The sequence below is a fragment of the Microbacterium sp. EST19A genome (genome assembly GCF_019969685.1).
Lineage (GTDB): Bacteria > Actinomycetota > Actinomycetes > Actinomycetales > Microbacteriaceae > Microbacterium.
Genome location: NZ_JAHXYZ010000001.1, coordinates 1,670,366 through 1,688,911, shown reverse-complemented (window position 1 = coordinate 1,688,911; position 18,546 = coordinate 1,670,366). Strand labels below are relative to the sequence as shown.

Sequence of the window (18,546 nt, the reverse complement as noted above, 5' to 3'; positions counted from 1 at the left end):
GTACAAGGCGGTAGGTGCGGCAATACCTCACCACGCGCGGTGAGCGACAGCGGACATGACATGATCTCGAAGACAACCCTGCGTCGAAGGAGTTCCCCATGGCCCACGCCCTCGTCACCGGCAGCTCACGCGGCATCGGTCGTGCCGTCGCGCAGGTCCTCGCCCGGCGGGGAGACCGCGTCGTCGTGCACTACGCCTCGGATCGCGCGGCGGCGGAAGAGACGCTGGCCTCGCTCGACGGCACCGGGCACGCTGTCGTCGGCGGCGACATCGGCGACCCGGCCGAGGCGCAGCGCGTCGTCGTAGAGGCTCTCGCCGCGGTGGGAACGCTCGACATCCTCGTCAACAATGCGGCGGTCGCGCCGAACGAGGCCAACGCTCATCCGGTCGCGTCGACGTCGTACGAGCACTGGCAGGAGTCCTGGGCGCAGATGGTGGCGGTGAATCTGCTCGGGGCGTCGAACGTGACGATGCTCGTCGCGCAGCACCTGATCGAGCGGGGCGCGGGCGGGTCGATCGTGAACGTCGGCTCGCGCGGAGCGTTCCGCGGAGAGGCCGAGCACCCGGCGTATGCCGCGAGCAAGGCCGGGTTGCAGGCGTTCGGGCAGTCGATGGCGCTCGCGCTGGCCCCGCACGGGATCGCGGTGACGTCGGTCGCGCCCGGAGTGATCTCGACCGATCGGCAGACGTCGCTCCTGGACGGCGCGTCGGGCGAGCGGGTCCGAGGTCAGAGCCCCTTCGGCCGGGTCGGGACGCCCGAGGAAGTGGCGGATGCTGTCGCCTACCTCACCTCGCCGCAGTCGACGTGGGCCTCAGGCAGCATCCTCGATCTGAACGGGGCGTCGTACTTCCGCTGATCTCGCAGGCACCGAGACGGCGCGGGGCGGCTCGCCGCCAGTCACGAAGAGCTCGCGCGGGTCCCGCAGGTCGGGCAGCGAGACGATGTCGCGGCCGAAGAGCACGCCGGGGATCCAGCCCAGCAGCACGCGCACCTTGCGGTCCCACGTCGGCACGGCCAGCACGTGGTAGCCACGGTGCATGACCCAGGCGAGGAAGCCCTTCACGACGATCCCGCGCCACTGGAAGATGCCGCGGCCGAGACCGAGGGTAGCGACGACCCCGAGGTTGTGGTGCACGTAGTCGACCGGCTGCCTACCGCGCAAGGTGCGGACGAGGTTCTTCGCCAGCCGTCGCCCCTGCCGCACCGCGTGCTGCGCGTTCGGGACGGTGCGCGCGCCCGCGGCATCCTGCGTCAGGTCGGGAACGGCGGCGTTGTCGCCGGCGCCCCACGCATCCTCGACGACGCGTCGTTCGACGTCGTCGAACACGCGGAGGTCCGCCTGCACGGCCAGCAGGCCGCGCTGATCGATCGGCAAGTCGGTGTGCCGGGCGGTCATCGGATTCGCGGCGTTGCCGGCGGTCCAGATGAGCAGGCCGGTGTCGTATTCCTCGCCCGTGGAGAGCACGATGTGCCGACCCTCGGCTGCGCGGAGCTGGGTGCCGAGATGCACGTGGGCGCCGCGGCGCTCGAGTTCCCGCACGACCCAGGCGCCCGGGCCGTCGCTGACCTCGGGAAGGATGCGCTGTGCCGCCTCGACGAGGTGGAAGTCGAGGTCGGCCGGAGAGAGCATCGGGTACTTGCTCAGTAGGAAGGTGGCCAACGAGAGCAGTTCGCCGAAGACCTCGACGCCCGAGAATCCGCCGCCGACGACGGTGACCGAGAGGGTGCGGCGTCGCTCTTCACCGGGTTCCATGGCGGATGCACGTTCGAACGCACCGAGTAGCGACTCACGTATGGCGACGGCCTCTTCGGCGGATTTGAGGCCGATCGCCTCGTCGAGGATGCCGGGGATCGGGAAGGTGCGGGTGACGGCCCCGGCGGTGACCACGACGATGTCGTAGGGGTATTCCCGGTCCGGTCCGTCGATCGGACGGATCACGGCGACCTTCTCGGCGTGACGCACCTGCACCACGCGTCCGGTGATCACGTTCGTGCGGGTGAGCTTCCGCCGCAGCGACACCGCGACGTGGCGGGGTTCGACCGAGCCTGCCGCGGCTTCGGGGAGGAACGGCTGGTAGGTCATGAACGGTCGGGGCTCGACCACGGTGACCTGCGCTTCGCCCGGACGGAGCTTCTTCTCCAGACCCCAGGCCGTGTAGAAGCCTGCGTAGCCACCGCCGATGATCAGGACGTTCTTCATCTCTCTCTTCTCTCTGCCTTCACTTATCCGACGACGCAGCGCCCTCGAATGTGAGGTCGGATGCCCGATTCTCGAGCTCTCGGAGCTGCTCGCGCTCTTCAGCGTCGAGAGGTTCGAGACGCTGCTCGAAGAACAGGTGCGCGAGCGCGGCGCGCACTCGCTCGCCCGGCATCCGTCGGCCTGTGAGGGCAGGCTTGTCCGTGGTCGAGAGGGCGGGGTTCTCGTCGATGAGCCGCCAGCGCTCGTGCGGGGTGAGGGGCGCGTGGACTTCGACATACTCGCCGCCGGGCAGGCGGACTATGCGGCCGGTCTCGTAGCCGTGCAGCAGGATGTGCCGGTCCTTGCGCTGCAGCGCGATGGCGATGCGGCGAGTCAGGATGAACGCGAGCACGGGACCGGCGATGACGGCGGCCTGGAAGAAGTGGATGGTCGTCTCGAGGCCGATCGAGAAGTGGGTGGCGATCAGGTCTGCGCTCGCGGCGCCCCAGAGCGCGCAATAGAAGACCATCGCGGCGACGCCGATTCCGGTGCGGCCCGGTGCGTTGCGCGGGCGGTCGAGCAGGTGATGTTCGCGGGTGTCCCGGGTGATCCATGCTTCGAGGAACGGGTAGGCGACGATCAGCAGGAGGAAGAGCCCGACGACGGCGAGGGGGACGAGCACGGCGAAGGTCCAGGTGCGTCCGAGCCATTCGACCTCCCAGCCGGGTGGGACGAGGCGCAGGGCGCCGTCGAGGAATCCGGTGTACCAGTCGGGCTGGCTGCCGGCCGAGGCATCACCGGGTGATGACGGTCCGTACGCCCAGATCGGTGCGATCGTGACGGTCGACGAGATGGCGACGAGGAGTCCGCAGACGATGAGGAAGAGTCCGCCGGCGCGGGCGGCCATCTGCGGGAACAGGTGGATGCCGACGACGTTCTGCTCGGTGCGGCCGGGGCCCGCGAACTGCGGCGCGCGGTGGCGGAGCGAGGAGCGGATGCGCAGGACGAGGAAGAGGACGAGGGCGGCCGGGAACACGAGGATGTGCAGCGGGTAGAGGTTCTCGATGATCCGTCCCGGGAACTCGCCGCCGAACAGCAGGCTCGACAGGGTGGTGCCGATGAAGGGGATGCCGAGGACGATTCCCTCGACGATGCGCAGTCCGGTGCCGGAGAGCAGGTCGTCGGGCAGCGCGTAGCCGCTCCAGCCTGCGGCGAGGGCCATCACGAAGACGAGGAACAGCAGCACCCAGCCGGCCCGGCGCGGGCGTCGGAAGGCTCCGGTGAAGAAGCTGACGAGCATCTGCAGGATGAGGGCTGCAGGAAGGAGGAGTCCCGCCCAGTGGTGCGCGTGGCGCATGAGCAGGCCGCCGGGAATCTCGAAGGAGATCGCGAGCGTCGAGGCGTAAGCCTGCGACATCTCGATGCCGACGAGCGGCGGGTAGGTGCCGGCGTAGCGCATCTGCTCGCTGGAGGGGACGTAGACGAACATCAGGAAGATGCCGGTGATGAACAGGACGACAAGGGCGGCCAGGGATACGACGCCGAACAGGTTGGTCCAGTGCAGGGGGATCGATCGGCCGCGGAGGTCGGCGATGACTTTGCTGGCGCGTCGGCCACTCCGGCTCTGACGTACAGCGGTGGACAGTCGTTCGGTGACGGAGACCCGGCGGCCCTCCGTCGTCGCTCTCAGCATCACGTTCTCGTCTCTCTCGGCCCTCACTATGTCGACGATGTCGGGCACACGAATGTGAGGTGCGCGACGGATGTCTTCACCAGCTATGACCGGACAGCCCGCGATTCTGCGACAGATCTGAGCGAGGTATCGAGGAGGTCGGAGCGGAGCGCGTCGCGGCGGCCCGGTTCAGGCGCGGCTGCCGTCGTTGCGGAGGCGATATTCAGGCGCTGCTGCCGTTGTTGCCGAGGCGATATTCAGGCGCTGCTGCCGTTCATATCTTGCGCGATCTGGGTGTCGTCGACGCGTTCATGCGGCGATGTCGAATCGGTGGCGACCGCCGGTGCGGGGTGTGCGGGCGGGGTCGACGTACGCGGGCGGGATGAACCACACCCGGGCAGTCACACCGGTCCCGTCGACCCGGATCTCCCACCCGTTGTCATGGATCCGGTGATGACACGTCTCGCACAGGAGCACCCCGTTGGACAGGTCGGTCGGCCCGTGATCTCTCGTCCACCAGCGGATGTGATGCGCTTTCGTCATCCCGGGTGGGAGCCCGCACATCGCACACCCACAATCCCGTTCGGCCAGGGCCAATCGTTGCGCGCGGGTGAACAAGCGTTTCTCCCTCCCCCAGTCCAATATCTCGCTCTTTCCGCCGCACACCCACGGGATGACCCCGCCGGCGGCGGCCATCCGTCTCGCAGCACCGATGTTCACGGGGTGGTCCATCCCGTCGATGGTCGCGGACCCTGACCCGGACTGCAGGTCATCCAGGGTGAGACGCACCACGACGGTCGCCCCGGCGAGAGGGACCCGGGACTCGCAGTCGAGGACGTGCGCGCAGAACATCGCGAGAGCATCGGCCTGCAGCATCGGTACGGTGCGGCGGTCCGCATCCGGAGCATCCGGGTTCGGGGCATCCTTCCGGGCGGCGAACGCCGCGGACACGTATCCGCGCAACGCGGTCACCACGGGGGCGGCGGTCTCCGCGTCGAGGACCGCGTGCAGGTGCACCATCCCGTCGCGTTCGACGATCGTGCACGACCGCTTCGCCCGGCGTTCCTCATCCTTCGGTTCCACCCCGTCGGGGTCCAACCACGCCTCCGCCCGAGCAATCAACTTCCGGACGTCATCCAACCCCAACCCGGCACACCGAGCCGCCAAGGTTTCTTCCGCCAGGCCGATCCGCTCCACCCCAGCCACCACCCGACACCGATCCAACAACCCCACGATCGACCCCGCGGCAGCGACACTCAACGCCCCCGATGCGAGGGCTTCTCGCAGAACCTCGTAGCGGGCCGGCAGCTTCGCCCCCAACAGGTCCGTCCGTGGCGCGGTCGCCTCCCCCACCCTCACCAACCGCATCGCATCACCCGACGACACGCCCCCGGTCGCGGCGAGCAGTTTCGCCGCCGTCCGGAACCCGTGCTCTTTCGCCAGGCTCCCCGCGCCGAGCTCGGTCCGCGACTCGTACGCGATGCGCGCCGCAACATCCGCATGCGCCGCATCCAACCGGCGCCGCAGCACCCCGATCGCCTGATCCACGGCGATCAACTGCTCCCGCGACAACCCCGTCGCGTCATCCGCGCCCGCCCACACCTGATCGAGGCGGGAGACCGCCTCGATCAGACCAGGGAGCTTCGACATACCCACAGTTTACCCGCAGACCACCCGACATTCGAAGATATGTTCGATGTCATTCCGGCATATCGCGGGAAACCTTAGAGAGGCACGACAGACAGCGTGGAGAGAGTAGCGGGCAGCGCGGAGCGCCCGTCGCTTCGACGTCCGCATCCGCGCACTTCGCGAGCCCCTCATCCCTCGCAGCGGCGAATCCCGCAGCCGACAAGCCGTGTCGTGGCCACCGCTCGCGACATCGGCATCCGTCGCCCCATGACGTCCGCCTCGGCAGCACACCGGATCACCGCACCCACACGACACCGCACCAACGCCGCACTTCGGAGCGCCGGCACCCGCCGCCGCGGCACGACCCCCCTCGAGACCGAACGTTCACAGCCCTCAAGACACCGCGCCAGCGCCACCCCTTGCTGCGCCAGCACCAGGGCTTCTACTTCCGCAACACCGAATCCAACAGCCCCGGAAACAGCATGTCGAGATCGTCGCGCCGGAGCGTCAGCATCCGTCGACGTCCGTTCGGTTCGTTGCGGATGACACCCGCCTCGCGCAGCACCTTCATGAAGTGCGACTTGGTCGACTTCGGGAGGTTCGGGTCGGTGGCGTGGCAGGCGGCCATGTCGAGAGGCCCGTCGACGAGCTGACGCGCGATCGCCAGGCGCTCGGGGTCGCTGAGCGCGAAGAGCACGTCCGTGAGCTGGATCTCGGATCGCTCCGGGTGCGGAAGATCGCCTGGCATAGTTCGAGAATAGTTGAACAATCGCTGATTCGCGAGTACGCTCCGATAGTTCGATGATTCTCGAACCTCAGAGGAGCGCGCATGACCACCACCCAGCCGATCGCTGCACCGCCGGTCGACCCTGCCCTTCGACAGGCTCAGGGACCCACCGCCCGTCGCGCCCGGTTCGGGTTCGTCCTCGCGATCGTCGCCCAGATCGCCATGATGACCGGAGCGAGCGCGCCATCGCCGTTCTACCCCGTGCTCGCGCAGAACATCGGCTTCGACGCGATCGTCATCACCGCCGTCTTCGCGGTCTATGCCGTGGCACTGCTGCTGACACTCCTCACCGCCGGCTCGCTCTCCGACCACATCGGCCGTCGCCCGGTCGCGATCGCCGGCTTCCTGCTACTCGCGGCGAGCATGTTCCTCTTCTGGCACGCGGATGCCGTGCCGCTGCTGTTCCTCGCCCGGATCCTGCAGGGCGTCGCGAGCGGTCTGCTCATCTCGGCCCTGTCCGCCGCCGTGCTCGACCTCGCCCCCGGCGGACGCACCCGCACCGCCGCCCTGTGGAACGCGCTCAGCCCGGGCATCGGCCTCGCGGCGGGTGCGCTGCTCTCGGGCATCATCCTCGATCTCGCGGATGCTCCACTCCTTGACGTCTTCGCCCCGCTGACGATCGCCTACGTGGTGCTGGCCGCGCTGTTCCTGCTCGCCCCCGAGACCGCACCGCGCAAGCCGGGCGTCTGGGCATCGCTGAGCTTCCGCCTGTCGATCCCGACTCCGATCCGCGCGGACTTCTGGCGCGCCGCCCCCGCGGTCGTCGCCGGATGGGCGACCGGTGGACTCTTCCTCTCGCTCGGCGCGAACATCGTGCACAACGAGCTCGGCGGCGACGCGCACCTCTGGCAAGGACTCGCCGTCGCGATGCTCGCGGGCGTCGGCGCGATCACCGCCGTCGTGATGCGGCGGCGGTCTCCGCGCACGCTGGTCGTGTTCGGCACCGCGGCGCTGGCGGTCGGAACCGCTCTCTCCCTGATCGCGCTGGGCATCGGCTCGCTCCCCTTCTACCTCGCCGCGACCGCGGTGACCGGCATGGGCTTCGGCACCGGATTCTCGGGCGTCGTCGCCTCGCTCGCTCCGCGCATCCCGGCGACGCAGCGCGCTGACACCTTCGCCGTCATCTACCTGCTGGCCTATCTCGCCTTCGGGGTTCCGGCTGTGATCGCCGGCTCGCTTGTCGGCGTCGTCGGCCTCGAGGGAGTCTGCATCGGCTACGGCGTCGTCGTGATCGCCCTGGCCCTCGTCGCGCTCGTGTCGCGCGTGCGTCGAGCGGAGTGACCTGACTGCGGCAGCATCCGCCGCTCCCGGCATCCGCACTCACGCTTTCGGGAGGAGAACTCGCCGCAGGGCTGAGGAATCCATAGGGATCCTCCTCCCGACCGTGAGTTCTCCTCCCGACACCCGAGGCAGACCCTCACCCCGAGACGACCGCTCACCCCCGCCGCCACACCGCCACGACCCCCGCGCCGATCACGGCCAGCGCGGCCGCACCGAGGAAGAGCCAGGCGAAGCCGCCGGTGAGAGCATCCGCCGCCGTCGCGCCGCCCGCCTCGAGCGTCGCGGTGCGCAGGCCGGCGATGGTTCCGAGCACGGCCAGGCCGACCGCGCCGCCGATCTGCTGACTGGTGTTGATGAGCCCGCCGGCGAGTCCGGCCTCGCCGCCCTCGACTCCTTCGACCGCGAGTTGTGTGGTGGCGACGAACGCTCCTCCGAGGCCGACGCCGATCAGCAGCGTGGGTCCGAGGAGCTGCGTCAGGAAGACGGCATCCGACGGCGCCGCAGCGAGCCAGACGAGCCCACCGGCGAGCACGAGCAGCGATCCGGACAGCACCGGGCGCGTGCCGAGTCGAGCGATCAGCGCGGGCACCACTCCGGCGACGAGCACGAGAGCGCCGGCGAGCGGCAGCTGCGAGAGTCCGGCGGCGAGCGCGTCGTAGCCGAGCACGGCCTGCATGTAGACCGACAGTGCGAAGAACAGGGCGACCATCGCGGCTCCACCCAGCAGCATCACGACGTTGCCGAGCGCGAGGTTGCGGTGGCGGAACACCGACAGCGGCACGAGCGGCTCGGCGGTGCGGCGCTCGATCACGACGAACACGGCACCCAGCACCAGCGCCGCGGCGAAGAGCACGAGCGGCAGCGGATGCACGAATCCCAGCTGTTCGACGGCGCTGAAGGCTCCGACGAGAGCGACGAGTGCGGCGGTCACGGTGACGGCGCCGGCGGCATCCAGTCGTCCCTGCATCCGAACGCCGTCACGCGTGATGAGGAGCGGGATCGCGATCAGCACGATCGCACCGACCGGCACGTTCACGAAGAACACCGACTGCCAGCCGAGGGTCGCGGTGAGCACACCGCCGAGCAGCACGCCGGCGGCGGATCCGATGCCGGCGACGCCGCCCCACACGCCGAGCGCCTTGGTGCGCTCCGTCGCGTCGGGGAACAGGTGCGTCAGCAGCGCGAGAGCGGCCGGGGCGAGCAGCGCCGCGGATGCCCCCTGCAGCGCGCGAGCCGCGAGGAGCATCTCGGCCGACAATGACAGCCCGGCCGGAGCGGATGCCGCGACGAAACCGCCCGCGCCGATCAGGAACACGCGCCGATGACCGTATCGATCGGCGAGCCGTCCGCCGAGGAGCAGCAGGCCGCCGAACGCGAGCACGTACGCCGTGATCACCCAGGCGAGGGCGGCGGTGTCCATGCCGAGCTGACGCCCGAGCACCGGCAGCGCGATGTTGACGATCGAGGCGTCGAGCACCACGAGGAACTGCGCGAGCGCGAGAACGCTGAGCGCGAGCCAGCGGCGTGAACTGCGCGGCGCAGCATCCTGCGCGGTGGGAATGGTGAGAGTGCTCATGATCTTCCTTTCGAGGTGATGAGTGATTACTCACTCACTCTTGTGGACAGACGGAAGGCCGAACCGGACGGATGCCGATTCAGCCGGTGATTCAGTCGGGGTGGCGGATGCCGCGGGTCAGCAGGGTCGCCCACTGCTCCGGGCGTCCGTCGAGCTGCGTGGTGACGATGAGGTGGCACAGCTGGCCGAACGCGATGAAGCGCTGCACGTCTTCGTCGGAGCCGCCGGAGCGACTCTGCGCGAACGTCGTCACGCGACCCAGACCCGAGCGGAGCGCTGCTCCGATCTCCGGGATCTCGGCGACGGACTGTGCGTGCACCTGCAGCATGAGCAGCGTGCGGTCCGAGATCAGGTGCGCGTACGCGTCGCCCATGGCGTCGAGGATCGCCTCCGGCGTCTGGTTGGCAGCGGCATCCGCTCCTTCCTCGAGGGCGACGAGAATCGCCTCGAAGCAGGCCTCGAGCGCGGCGATGAACAGCGCCTCCTTGCCCGCGTAGAGCTTGAAGACGTAGGCCGGCGAGATCTTCGCCTCGCGGGCGACGTCGGCCACGGTCGTGCCGTGATAGCCGCCGCGCGCGAACTCGGCGAGCGCTGCCGTCGCCACGAGGGGGCGGCGGGCGTCGGCCGTGGAAAGGATTGAGCTGCGCGTCGTGGACATATGAGTGACTGTACACTCACTCTTCACGCACGACAACCACGACTTGCATGATCGAACGATAAACGATAGATTTCTGCTGTTCTTCGATGAAAGGTGGGGTCATGGGCAAAGTGACGATCGTCGTGCTGCAGGTCGTGATCGCGATCGCGCTGGTCGGCTCGGTGGCGGTGCAGGCTCTCATCGCGCCCCTGCTCTGGCTCGACCTCGGCGAGGAGGAGCTCTGGGGCCGCATCGTCTTCGTCGGCATCGTCATCGTCGGCGTCGCGACCCTGCAGGTCTTCGGCATCTGCGTCTGGCTGCTGCTGAACAAGGTGCGGCGGGGATCGATCTTCTCGGAGTCGTCGTTCGCGCCGGTGAACGTGATCATCGGCGCGATCCTCGTGGCCGCGGCGCTCACGTGGGTCCTGGCCGCGATCCTGGCTCCCGGCACGACCGCGCCCGGAGTCGTGGCCCTGCTCGGCGGCGCGGGAGTCGTGCTCGCCGGCATGGCCCTGCTCGTCGTCGTCATGAAAGCGCTGCTGCGTCAGGCGATCGACCGCGAGGCGGAGGCCCAGACGCTCCGCTCCGAGCTCGACAACGAGGTGATCTGATGCCCGTCGTCGTCGACATCGACGTGATGATGGCCCGCCGCAAGATGAGCGTGGGCGAGCTGGCCGAGCGCATCGGCATCACGCCGACCAACCTCGCCGTGCTGAAGAACGGGCGCGCGAAAGCCGTCCGGTTCACGACACTCGATGCGCTGTGCGAGGTGCTCGAATGCCAGCCCGGCGATCTGCTGCGCTGGGAGGCGGACCCCGCCGACTGACAGCCCCGGTCAGCCGCCCCCGGTCAGAGCGACTTGCGTCGCCGCGGAGCCGCCGAGCGCGGCGGGTTCTGCCGCATGTGATCCCGGACCCGTCCGAGCACCCGGCCGAGCACGGCGACGTCGTCGTCGGAGAGCGGTTCGAGGAACAGCTCGTCGAGCACGGCGATGTGCCCGGGGAAGACCTTCGCGAGCACGGCGCGCCCCTCGTCGGTGAGGGTGACGGTGATGCCGCGCTCGTCCTCCTGCGAGGGCGCCCGCGTGACGAGTCCGCGCTGTTCGAGCACCTGCGCCTGGTAGGTGAGTCCGCTGCGGCTGTAGACCACTCCGTCGGCGAGGTCCGTCATGCGATGGCTGCCGGTCGGCGAATCACCGAGTCGCGCCAGCAGCTGGAACTGCACGTAGCTGAGGTCGCCGGCATCCTTCAGCTGCTGCTCGACCGTGTGCCGCAGCAGGCTGCTCACCTCGATGAGCGAGAAGTACGCGTCGAGCTGCGTCGGGTTCAGGGGCCGCGGTGCCGTCGTCATGTTCCGAGCGTAGCAGTTGCTTCGAATCTGAAGCAGTGCTATCTTCGTCAACAGGTGCTTCGAATTCGAAGCACACGATGCAAGAGCAACGAGGAGAAGATCATGAAGGTTCTGCGATTCCACGAGACCGGCGGCCCCGAGGTCCTGCGCTACGAGGATGCCGAGCGCCCTGAGCCCGGTGCCGGCGAGGTGCGCATCCGCGTGGCCGGGTCGGCGTTCAACCCCGCCGACACCGGCATCCGCTCGGGCACGCTGCCGTTCCCGGTGGCCCTGCCGCACACCCCGGGATACGACGTCGCCGGCACGATCGACGCGATCGGCGACGGCGTGACGGCGTTCCAGCCGGGCGACGCGGTCGTCGGCTTCCTGTCGATGACGGCTGACGGCTCGGCCGCCGAGTACGTCGTGACGCCGGCGGATGTCCTCACGGCAGCACCGAAGAGCATCCCTCTGGCAGATGCCGCGGCACTCCCCTCGATCGCGCTCACCGCCTGGCAGGCGCTCTTCGACGAGGGCGGGCTCACCGAGGGTCAGCGGGTGCTGATCGTCGGCGCCGGCGGATCGGTCGGAGGGTATGCGATCCAGCTCGCGAAGCGCGCGGGTGCGTATGTCATCGCGACCGCGAGCGACCGCAGCCGCGCGAGCGTGACGGATGCCGGCGCCGACGAGGTCATCGACCACGCGGGCACCGTGCTCACCGATGCGGTGTCGGAGCCGGTCGACCTGCTGCTGAACCTCGCACCGATCGAGCCGTCGGAGTTCGAGGCACTCGTGCCCCTGGTGCGTGACGGCGGCGCGGTCGTGTCGACCACCGCCTGGATGACCACCCCGGGTGACGAGGCGCGCAACGTCTCGGCGCACACGGTGTTCGTCCGGTCGGATGTCTCGCAGCTGGCGAAGCTCGTCGAGCTGGTCGACAGCGGCGAGCTGCGGGTCGAGGTCGCTCGGCGGATCCCGTTGAGCCAACTGGCCGAGGTCCACGCGCAGGCGGCGACCGGCACGCTCCGCGGCAAGGTCATCGCGATTCCGGATGCCGCGGTGTGAGGTCGGGCGCGCAGCATCCGCTCTGTTCGCGGTTCACGCGGGTGCGCTCCGGGAGGGGATGTGCGCTTCGGGAGGACGGAATCCGGGATTCTGTCCACCCGAAGCGCGAATCTCCTCCCGAGGCGTACGCCTACCGCGCCGCGAGCAGCTCCCGCATCCGCGCAGCCTCGTCCGCCGGCATCCCATACCCGTGCTCGACTCCCGGGTACACGCCCCCGCGGACCTCGGCCGCGTAATCCGCAACCCCGGCAACAGCCGCACCCCGCAGGGACGCGTACCGCTTCACGAACTTCGCCGCTCCGCCGTCGTACAGGCCGAGCAGGTCGTGGAACACGAGCACCTGGCCGTCGGCATCCGCTCCGGCTCCGATCCCGATGACCGGGATGTCGAGCAGGGGCATCAGCGCCGCGGTGACCTCCGACGGCACCGCTTCGATCACGAGCATCGAGCAACCGGCGTCCTGCAGCGCCAGGGCGTCATCGATCACGGCGAGCGCAGCATCCGCTGTGCGCCCCTGCGCGCGGTAGCCGCCGAGGGCCGTCGCGGTCTGCGGGGTGAGGCCGACATGACCGACGACCGGGATGCCGGCACGCACGAGTGCCCGCGCCCGGTCGACCGTCGACCCGCCGCGCTCGATCTTGACGAGGTCGACGCCGGCCTCCTTGACGAAGCGCTGGGCGGTCGCGATCGCGAGTTCGTCCGACGCCTCGTACGACCCGAAGGGCAGGTCGCCGACGAGCAGCGGCACCGTGAGCCCGCGCCGCACGGCCTTCGTCAGCATGAGCATCTCGTCGACCGTCACCGGCACCGTGCTGTCGTAGCCGAGCACGGTCATGGCGGCCGAGTCGCCGACGAGCACCATGTCGACGCCCGCCTCCTCGACGATCTGCGCGCTGGGGTGGTCGTAGGCGGTGACCATGACGATGGGTTCGCCGGCATCCTTCTTCGCGGCGAGGCTCGCGAGGGTGACGCGCTTGCGGGGTGCCGCGTGCGCGCTCACAGCGCGGCCTCGGTCAGCAGGCGGTCGACGGCATCGTCGACCTGGATGATGCTGTTCGCGCGGTCGACGTGCACGACTGTCGGCGTGTAGTCCGTGAGGTCTTCGGGGGAGTAGTCGGCGTAGGAGATCACGATGATCGTGTCGCCGGTGTGCACGAGGCGGGCGGCGGCGCCGTTGACCTGGATGACGCCGGATCCGCGCTCTCCGACGAGCGTGTACGTCTCGAAGCGGGCGCCGTTGTCGACGTCGACGACGTGCACCTGCTCGTGCGGGAGGATGTCGGCGGCCTCGAGCAGGTCGGGGTCGATGGTGATCGATCCGACGTAGTGGAGGTCGCTGCCGGTGACGGTCGCGCGGTGGATCTTCGACTTCAGCATGGTGCGTCGCATCACGCGCTCGCTTTCAGGGTGTGGTTGTCGATCAGCCGAGCAGCGCCGACGCGGGCGGCCACGGCGAGAAGCGCATCGTTCTCGACGCGCGTGACCGTCTCCAGGGTCGACGCGTCGCGCAGTTCGAGGTACTCGGGCGTGATCCCGGCTTCGGCGAGCACGCGCTGGGCGGCGGAGAGGATGCTGTCGGCATCCCGCTCCCCCGCCTCGCAGACGGATGCCGCGGCGTCGAGCGCCCGGTTGAGCGCGGTGGCCTGCGCGCGGGCATCCGCGTCGAGGTAGACGTTGCGCGAGCTCATCGCGAGTCCGTCGGCCTCGCGCACGATCGGGCAGGCCTCGATGCGCACGTCGAGGTCGAGGTCGCGCACGACGCGGCGGACGACGAGGACCTGCTGCGCATCCTTCTGCCCGAAGTAGGCGACGTCGGGTCGCACGATGCCGAACAGCTTCGTGACGACGGTGGCGACGCCGTCGAAGTGGCGTGGTCCGCGGGCGGCTCCGTCGAGCACATCGGTGAGGCCCGCGACGTGGATGTTCGTCGCGAATCCGTCGGGGTAGATCTCGGATGCCGCGGGCGCGAAGAGGATGTCGACGCCTTCGGCCTCGGCGAGCGCGGCATCGCGAGCCTCGTCGCGCGGGTAGGCGCCGAGGTCTTCGTTCGCGCCGAACTGGGTCGGGTTGACGAAGAGCGAGACCACGACGAGGTCGTTCTGCTCGCGCGCACGGCGCATGAGCGAGAGGTGCCCCTCGTGGAAGGCGCCCATGGTGGGGACGAGGCCGACGGTCTTGCGTTCGTGCCGGGCTGCGTGCACGGCGGCGCGGACCTCGGGGATCGTGCGGAGGATGTTCATTCGGCCGTCGCCTCCGGTTCGGGGATCACGGTCGGCGGGGCCTCCGAGCCGATCGTCGGCTTTCTGGTGGCGCGGCTGGCGACAGCGCGGGTCGCGCTGACGAGTTCGGAGAAGAGCGGGGCGAGGTGCGGGGCGGCCTCCTCGACGGCGTCCCGTTGGCGCTCGATCGTTCGCGCGTCGCCGCGGACGACGGGTCCGGTGAGCACGTCCGGGGCGCCGGTGGCCACCCAGTTGTCGACAGTGCGGCGGACCAGCGGGGCGAGCAGTTCGCGGGCTTCGTCCGCGGGGATGCCCGCTGCGGAGGAAAGCTGCTCTGCCGCGTCGAGCAGTGTCAGCACGAAGTTCGAGGCGAAGGATGCCGCGGCGTGATAGCTCGCGCGGTGCGCGTCGTCGACCGTGAACGGGCGAGCACCGAGGGCGCGGGCCAGGTGATCGGCGATGGCGAGGGCCTCGTCGGTGCGGCCGGCGATCGCGGCACCGATGCCGTGGAACACGTCGGGCGTCTCGGAGCCGGTGAACGTCTGCAGCGGGTGGATGCTGAAATCGACGTCGTCGAGCGCAGTCGCGCCGGAGACGTGTCCGACGAGCCGCACGTGCGGACGCGCGACGAACGCGACGGCCGGGATCGCGGCATCCGGCACGCAGAGCAACGCGACGTCGGCAGACGGCATCGACTGGTTCCGACGAAGCGGCCCGAGGACCTCGAAGCCCGCGGCTCGGAGGCTGCGGGCGAGAACGCCGCCGAGACGTCCGGCGCCGATGACGGCGATGGTCGTTCCAGGCGCGAGAGCAGAGGCAGGATTCATGGTGTGAGCCGGTCAGATGGGATGACGCGGATGCCACGAGTATCTGCCCGAAGCGGCGTTCGCTCCAAATCTGGGAGCAATGTGTCATCTGCAGGTGGCATTTAGATTGTCAGAATTACGCTCGTCAGTCATCATCGGCTTGCATATTGATCTCAGTATCTCGACTCGGCCCGCGTGGAGAGATCGACGAGTGCCCCACCGATTAGGCTCCCCCTATGCTCCGCCGCACCATCGAGCTCCACGTCGATCGCGACAGCGTCGCCATGGGCGATGACGTCGTCTCGCACGCCGGCGTCCTGTCGGTTCCCCGGGGAACGCTGCTCAGTGCGGCGCTCGAGTCGGCCTCGCCCGAGATCCGCTCACCCGGCTGGTCGTGGGTCGCAGTCGTCGATGGCGCGACCACGGCCGTGTGGTCCGTCGACCACGGTGTGCAGCTCCTGGTCGCCGACCGGAAGATGAAGCGCGGACCGGTCGACGTCTTCTTCCGCTACTTCGTGCAGATCGACCCGGCATGGCTCTTCGACCGGCTCTCGCAGGGCGCCGGTGCCGATCGGCGAGCACTCGAAGAGGAGTACGCCCCGATCGCGCGCGAGAAGTACCGGGCCGAGCTCCGCCGTCGCGAGCGTGAACTCGACGGCCGGTTCCTGAGCGCCGAGTGCGTCGATGCCCTCCGGCACTACGGCGCCGACATCACCCTGCACGCCGACGTCGCCTGCGACTTCACCCACGACGGCGAGACCTGGACGGCGAGACGTGCAGACACCATGTTCCAGGTCTTCCGGGGCCGGGGTGGACCGATCGCCTCGATCCGGCCGCATGCCCTCGGTGAGGCCTGGCTCGTCGGCATGCTCGGCGCGGCGGCGCGCACCGCGGCAGGGCGTGCCGAGCTTCCCGACGCCGAGCCCGGTCCCGGCCTGGAGCTCACGGCATCCGGTGGCCGGTGGATGTCACGCGGGGCGACGGTCGTTCAGGTGTACTCAGAACTCGCCGCTCGGGTCGCACAGTTCGCCTACGGACGCTCCGTCACAGAAGTGCGCACGTTGCTCGACACCTGACTCCGGTCAGCCGAGCGCAGCCTCCACCTGCCGCGCCAGCTCCCCGGCGTCCGGCGCATCCCCACCGAGCAGGTCGTACGCGAGCAGCAAAGACCCGACGATCGGCGGCACGGTCGCGACCGAGATCGTCGCGCGCCTCCCGTCGACGTACGGCGCCCGGATCCACCCGAGAAGGAACTCATTGCCCGACTGCAGCAGTCCGCCGCCGAGCAGCACCGGCACGGGTCCCTGATCGTCGGGCCAGTCGAGACGCCGGCGAGTGGTCTCGATGAAGGTCACGACCTCGTCGGCCACACGCGCGACGAGGGCCTGCGCCACGGCATCCCCCTGCGTCGCGCTCTCGAGCGCCACCCGCGCGAGCTCGACGAGGCGGTGCTCCGACAGCCGCCCGAGCATGATCTCCTCGGTCACCTGCAGCGGCCGCTCGAGACCGAAATGCTGCGGGACGGCGTCGGCGAGCGCCGTCGGCGACCCGCGACCGTCCTCCGCACGGCAGGCGAGGGACAGCGCCTCGCGACCGAGCTCCATGCCGCCGCCCCAGTCGCCGCTGACCGTGCCCATCGCGTGATACCGCACGTGCACGTCACCGCGGACGCCGACGCAGTTGATGCCGGCACCCGCCACCACGGCGACGCCGTCACCTCGGTCGGGTCCGGTGCGGAGCAGCGCGAAGGTGTCGTTCAGCACCGTGATCCGCTCGGCGAGCGACGCCTCGGCCGCAAGCTGGGTCATGGCATCCTCCTGCTCGGGCAGGTCGATGCCGGCGAGTGCGAGGCAGGCCGCATCGAACCCCGAGCGCGCACCGCCGGCTCGTTCCGCGAGGTCGATCAGCGGGGTCAGCATCGAGTCGAGCCCGCCGAGTCCCGACTGCAATCCCGGCCCTGACGCGACACCGACGACTCGGCCCTCGAGATCCGCGACGACGACGTGCGTCTTGGAGTTGCCGACATCGACGCCGAGTACGAGCCCGTTCCCGTGCGGCTCCAAAGAAGACGACGTCACGAGACCTCGACCGCGAACTGCGGCAGGTGCGCGGCGCTCGACTCGAGCAGTCGCGGCACGAGACCCTCGACCATCTCCCACTGGCCGATGAGCGGATGCGCGAGCATCGCCCGGCGCACATCGTCGATGTCTCCCGAGAGAGCCGCCTTCACGGCGATCCGCTCGTAGGCGCTGACGTGCTGGATCGGGCCGAGCAGCTCGGGCGGCACGGCGGCCTGCGGCTGAGGAACCACACCCGCGGCGCTCACGAGGCACCGCGTCTCGATCACATCGTCGTCGGCGAGCCCCGGGATGAGACCGGCGTTGCGCACGTTCAGCACGTGGGCGGTCGGCTCGTCCGCGTACAGCGAGGCGAGCAGGTCGACCGCGGCCTCGCTGTAGAAGGCACCTCCGCGCTTCGCGAGCTGCGGCGGCTTCTCGAGCAGCAGCGGTGACCTGTACTGCTCGAGCAGTTCGGCCTCGAGCTCGGCGACCACCGTGGCGCGCGGCGTCTCCGAACGGAGCCGTTCGAGCACGGAATCGTGGAAGTAGTAGTACTGAAGGTAGTACGACGGGATCGCGCCGATGAGCCGGATCAGCTCCTCCGGGAACGGGTACTTCTCGAGCACCTCCGGCATCCGCTCGTCGAGCAGCCGAGGCAGCACGTCTTCGCCGTCGACGAGGATGCGGCGCGTCCACGAGAAGTGGTTGAGCCCGACGGGGTCGACCGAGACGCGGGCCGGTTCGATGTCGAGCACCTGCGCCGCCCACCGCTCCACGCCGATCGCGTAGTTGCACAGCCCGATCGCGCGATGCCCCGCGTCGAGCAGCGCCCGCGTGACGATGCCGACCGGGTTGGTGAAGTCGATGATCCAGGCATCGGGCTTCGCGACGCGACGCACCTCGTCGGCGATGTCGAGCACCACGGGAACGGTGCGCAGCGCCTTGGCGAGTCCGCCGGCACCGGTCGTCTCCTGCCCGATGCAGCCGCAGTCCAGCGGGAAGGTCTCGTCGCCGAGCCGCGCGGCCTGCCCGCCGACGCGCAGCTGGATGAGCACGGCATCCGCATCGGTCACGGCTTCGGTGCGATCCGTCGTGAGCGTCACGTGGGTGTCGAGGCCCTGGTGCGCCAGCATCCGCTTCGCGAACTCCCCCACGACCGACAGGCGTTCCGCGTGGACGTCCATGAGCACCAGCTCGTCGACCGCGAGACGGTGGTGCTGGGCGGCGAGTCCCGAGACGAGCTCGGGGGTGTAGGTGGAACCGGCGCCGATGACCGCGACCTTCATGTGGGGATCCTTCCGAATC

19 protein-coding genes are annotated in these 18,546 nt (G+C 69.5%); 6 read left to right on the top strand and 13 right to left on the bottom strand.

The features are described from left to right. Window positions 1-98 precede the first annotated feature (98 nt). Window positions 99-857: an SDR family NAD(P)-dependent oxidoreductase gene (locus tag LC452_RS08350; protein ID WP_223624080.1), complete on the top strand. Its 759-nt coding sequence runs from the start codon at window positions 99-101 to the stop codon at window positions 855-857. Here the strand turns inward: LC452_RS08350 and LC452_RS08345 are convergent. The 4 genes from LC452_RS08345 to LC452_RS08330 form a co-directional block, all read right to left on the bottom strand. Further along, the gene (locus LC452_RS08345; RefSeq protein WP_223624078.1) at window positions 813-2,201 is read right to left on the bottom strand and encodes an NAD(P)/FAD-dependent oxidoreductase; all 1,389 of its coding nucleotides are present in this window, start codon (window positions 2,199-2,201) and stop codon (window positions 813-815) included. The genes LC452_RS08350 and LC452_RS08345 overlap by 45 nt on opposite strands. A gap of 19 nt (window positions 2,202-2,220) precedes the next feature. After that, entirely contained in the window at window positions 2,221-3,873 is a 1,653-nt protein-coding gene (locus tag LC452_RS08340) for a cytochrome b N-terminal domain-containing protein (RefSeq protein WP_223624076.1), read from the bottom strand. Between the two features lie 288 nt (window positions 3,874-4,161). Further along, window positions 4,162-5,502, bottom strand: a complete 1,341-nt coding sequence (locus LC452_RS08335) for an HNH endonuclease signature motif containing protein (RefSeq protein ID WP_223624074.1) — start codon at window positions 5,500-5,502, stop codon at window positions 4,162-4,164. A 421-nt stretch (window positions 5,503-5,923) separates the two neighbouring features. Beyond that, on the bottom strand, window positions 5,924-6,229 hold the full coding sequence (locus LC452_RS08330; RefSeq protein WP_223624072.1) for a helix-turn-helix transcriptional regulator: 306 nt from the start codon (window positions 6,227-6,229) through the stop codon (window positions 5,924-5,926). Between the two features lie 81 nt (window positions 6,230-6,310). Between LC452_RS08330 and LC452_RS08325 the strand changes: the two genes are divergently transcribed. Beyond that, a complete protein-coding gene (locus LC452_RS08325) occupies window positions 6,311-7,549 on the top strand; it encodes an MFS transporter (RefSeq protein ID WP_223624070.1) in 1,239 nt (412 codons plus the stop codon). Between the two features lie 154 nt (window positions 7,550-7,703). On the opposite strand, the gene LC452_RS08320 is transcribed toward LC452_RS08325, so the two are convergent. Next, the gene (locus LC452_RS08320; RefSeq protein ID WP_223624068.1) at window positions 7,704-9,125 is read right to left on the bottom strand and encodes an MFS transporter; all 1,422 of its coding nucleotides are present in this window, start codon (window positions 9,123-9,125) and stop codon (window positions 7,704-7,706) included. 91 nt (window positions 9,126-9,216) lie between these two features. Then, entirely contained in the window at window positions 9,217-9,783 is a 567-nt protein-coding gene (locus LC452_RS08315; protein ID WP_223624066.1) for a TetR/AcrR family transcriptional regulator, read from the bottom strand. A gap of 101 nt (window positions 9,784-9,884) precedes the next feature. Between LC452_RS08315 and LC452_RS08310 the strand changes: the two genes are divergently transcribed. Together LC452_RS08310 and LC452_RS08305 are read left to right on the top strand one after the other, a co-directional pair. Then, window positions 9,885-10,373, top strand: a complete 489-nt coding sequence (locus tag LC452_RS08310; protein ID WP_223624064.1) for a DUF2975 domain-containing protein — start codon at window positions 9,885-9,887, stop codon at window positions 10,371-10,373. Further along, window positions 10,373-10,588, top strand: a complete 216-nt coding sequence (locus LC452_RS08305) for a helix-turn-helix transcriptional regulator (protein ID WP_223624063.1) — start codon at window positions 10,373-10,375, stop codon at window positions 10,586-10,588. The genes LC452_RS08310 and LC452_RS08305 overlap by 1 nt, the downstream gene beginning before the upstream one ends. A gap of 23 nt (window positions 10,589-10,611) precedes the next feature. On the opposite strand, the gene LC452_RS08300 is transcribed toward LC452_RS08305, so the two are convergent. Beyond that, entirely contained in the window at window positions 10,612-11,112 is a 501-nt protein-coding gene (locus LC452_RS08300; protein WP_223624061.1) for a MarR family winged helix-turn-helix transcriptional regulator, read from the bottom strand. Between the two features lie 102 nt (window positions 11,113-11,214). Between LC452_RS08300 and LC452_RS08295 the strand changes: the two genes are divergently transcribed. Further along, window positions 11,215-12,156, top strand: a complete 942-nt coding sequence (locus LC452_RS08295) for an NADP-dependent oxidoreductase (protein WP_223624060.1) — start codon at window positions 11,215-11,217, stop codon at window positions 12,154-12,156. 130 nt (window positions 12,157-12,286) lie between these two features. Here the strand turns inward: LC452_RS08295 and panB are convergent, their stop codons facing one another. Genes panB through LC452_RS08275 form a run of 4 tightly spaced genes read right to left on the bottom strand, consistent with a single transcriptional unit; the run spans window position 12,287 to window position 15,202 of the window. After that, the gene (panB, locus tag LC452_RS08290; protein ID WP_223624058.1) at window positions 12,287-13,156 is read right to left on the bottom strand and encodes a 3-methyl-2-oxobutanoate hydroxymethyltransferase; all 870 of its coding nucleotides are present in this window, start codon (window positions 13,154-13,156) and stop codon (window positions 12,287-12,289) included. Next, window positions 13,153-13,545 (bottom strand): aspartate 1-decarboxylase, encoded by a 393-nt coding sequence (gene panD / locus LC452_RS08285; protein ID WP_223624718.1) that lies wholly within the window; start codon window positions 13,543-13,545, stop codon window positions 13,153-13,155. The genes panB and panD overlap by 4 nt, the downstream gene beginning before the upstream one ends. Further along, window positions 13,545-14,396, bottom strand: a complete 852-nt coding sequence (panC, locus tag LC452_RS08280) for a pantoate--beta-alanine ligase (RefSeq protein ID WP_223624056.1) — start codon at window positions 14,394-14,396, stop codon at window positions 13,545-13,547. The genes panD and panC overlap by 1 nt, the downstream gene beginning before the upstream one ends. After that, the gene (locus LC452_RS08275) at window positions 14,393-15,202 is read right to left on the bottom strand and encodes a Rossmann-like and DUF2520 domain-containing protein (RefSeq protein WP_223624055.1); all 810 of its coding nucleotides are present in this window, start codon (window positions 15,200-15,202) and stop codon (window positions 14,393-14,395) included. Before LC452_RS08275 ends, panC begins: the two co-directional genes overlap by 4 nt. 215 nt (window positions 15,203-15,417) lie before the next feature. Between LC452_RS08275 and LC452_RS08270 the strand changes: the two genes are divergently transcribed. Further along, window positions 15,418-16,257, top strand: coding sequence for a hypothetical protein (locus tag LC452_RS08270; RefSeq protein WP_223624053.1), 840 nt, complete (start codon window positions 15,418-15,420; stop codon window positions 16,255-16,257). 6 nt (window positions 16,258-16,263) lie between these two features. Here the strand turns inward: LC452_RS08270 and LC452_RS08265 are convergent, their stop codons facing one another. Together LC452_RS08265 and LC452_RS08260 are read right to left on the bottom strand one after the other, a co-directional pair. Beyond that, on the bottom strand, window positions 16,264-17,259 hold the full coding sequence (locus tag LC452_RS08265; protein ID WP_223624051.1) for a BadF/BadG/BcrA/BcrD ATPase family protein: 996 nt from the start codon (window positions 17,257-17,259) through the stop codon (window positions 16,264-16,266). Next, window positions 17,256-18,527: a 6-phospho-beta-glucosidase gene (locus LC452_RS08260; RefSeq protein ID WP_223624049.1), complete on the bottom strand. Its 1,272-nt coding sequence runs from the start codon at window positions 18,525-18,527 to the stop codon at window positions 17,256-17,258. The genes LC452_RS08265 and LC452_RS08260 overlap by 4 nt, the downstream gene beginning before the upstream one ends. Between the last annotated feature and the right edge of the window lie 19 nt (window positions 18,528-18,546).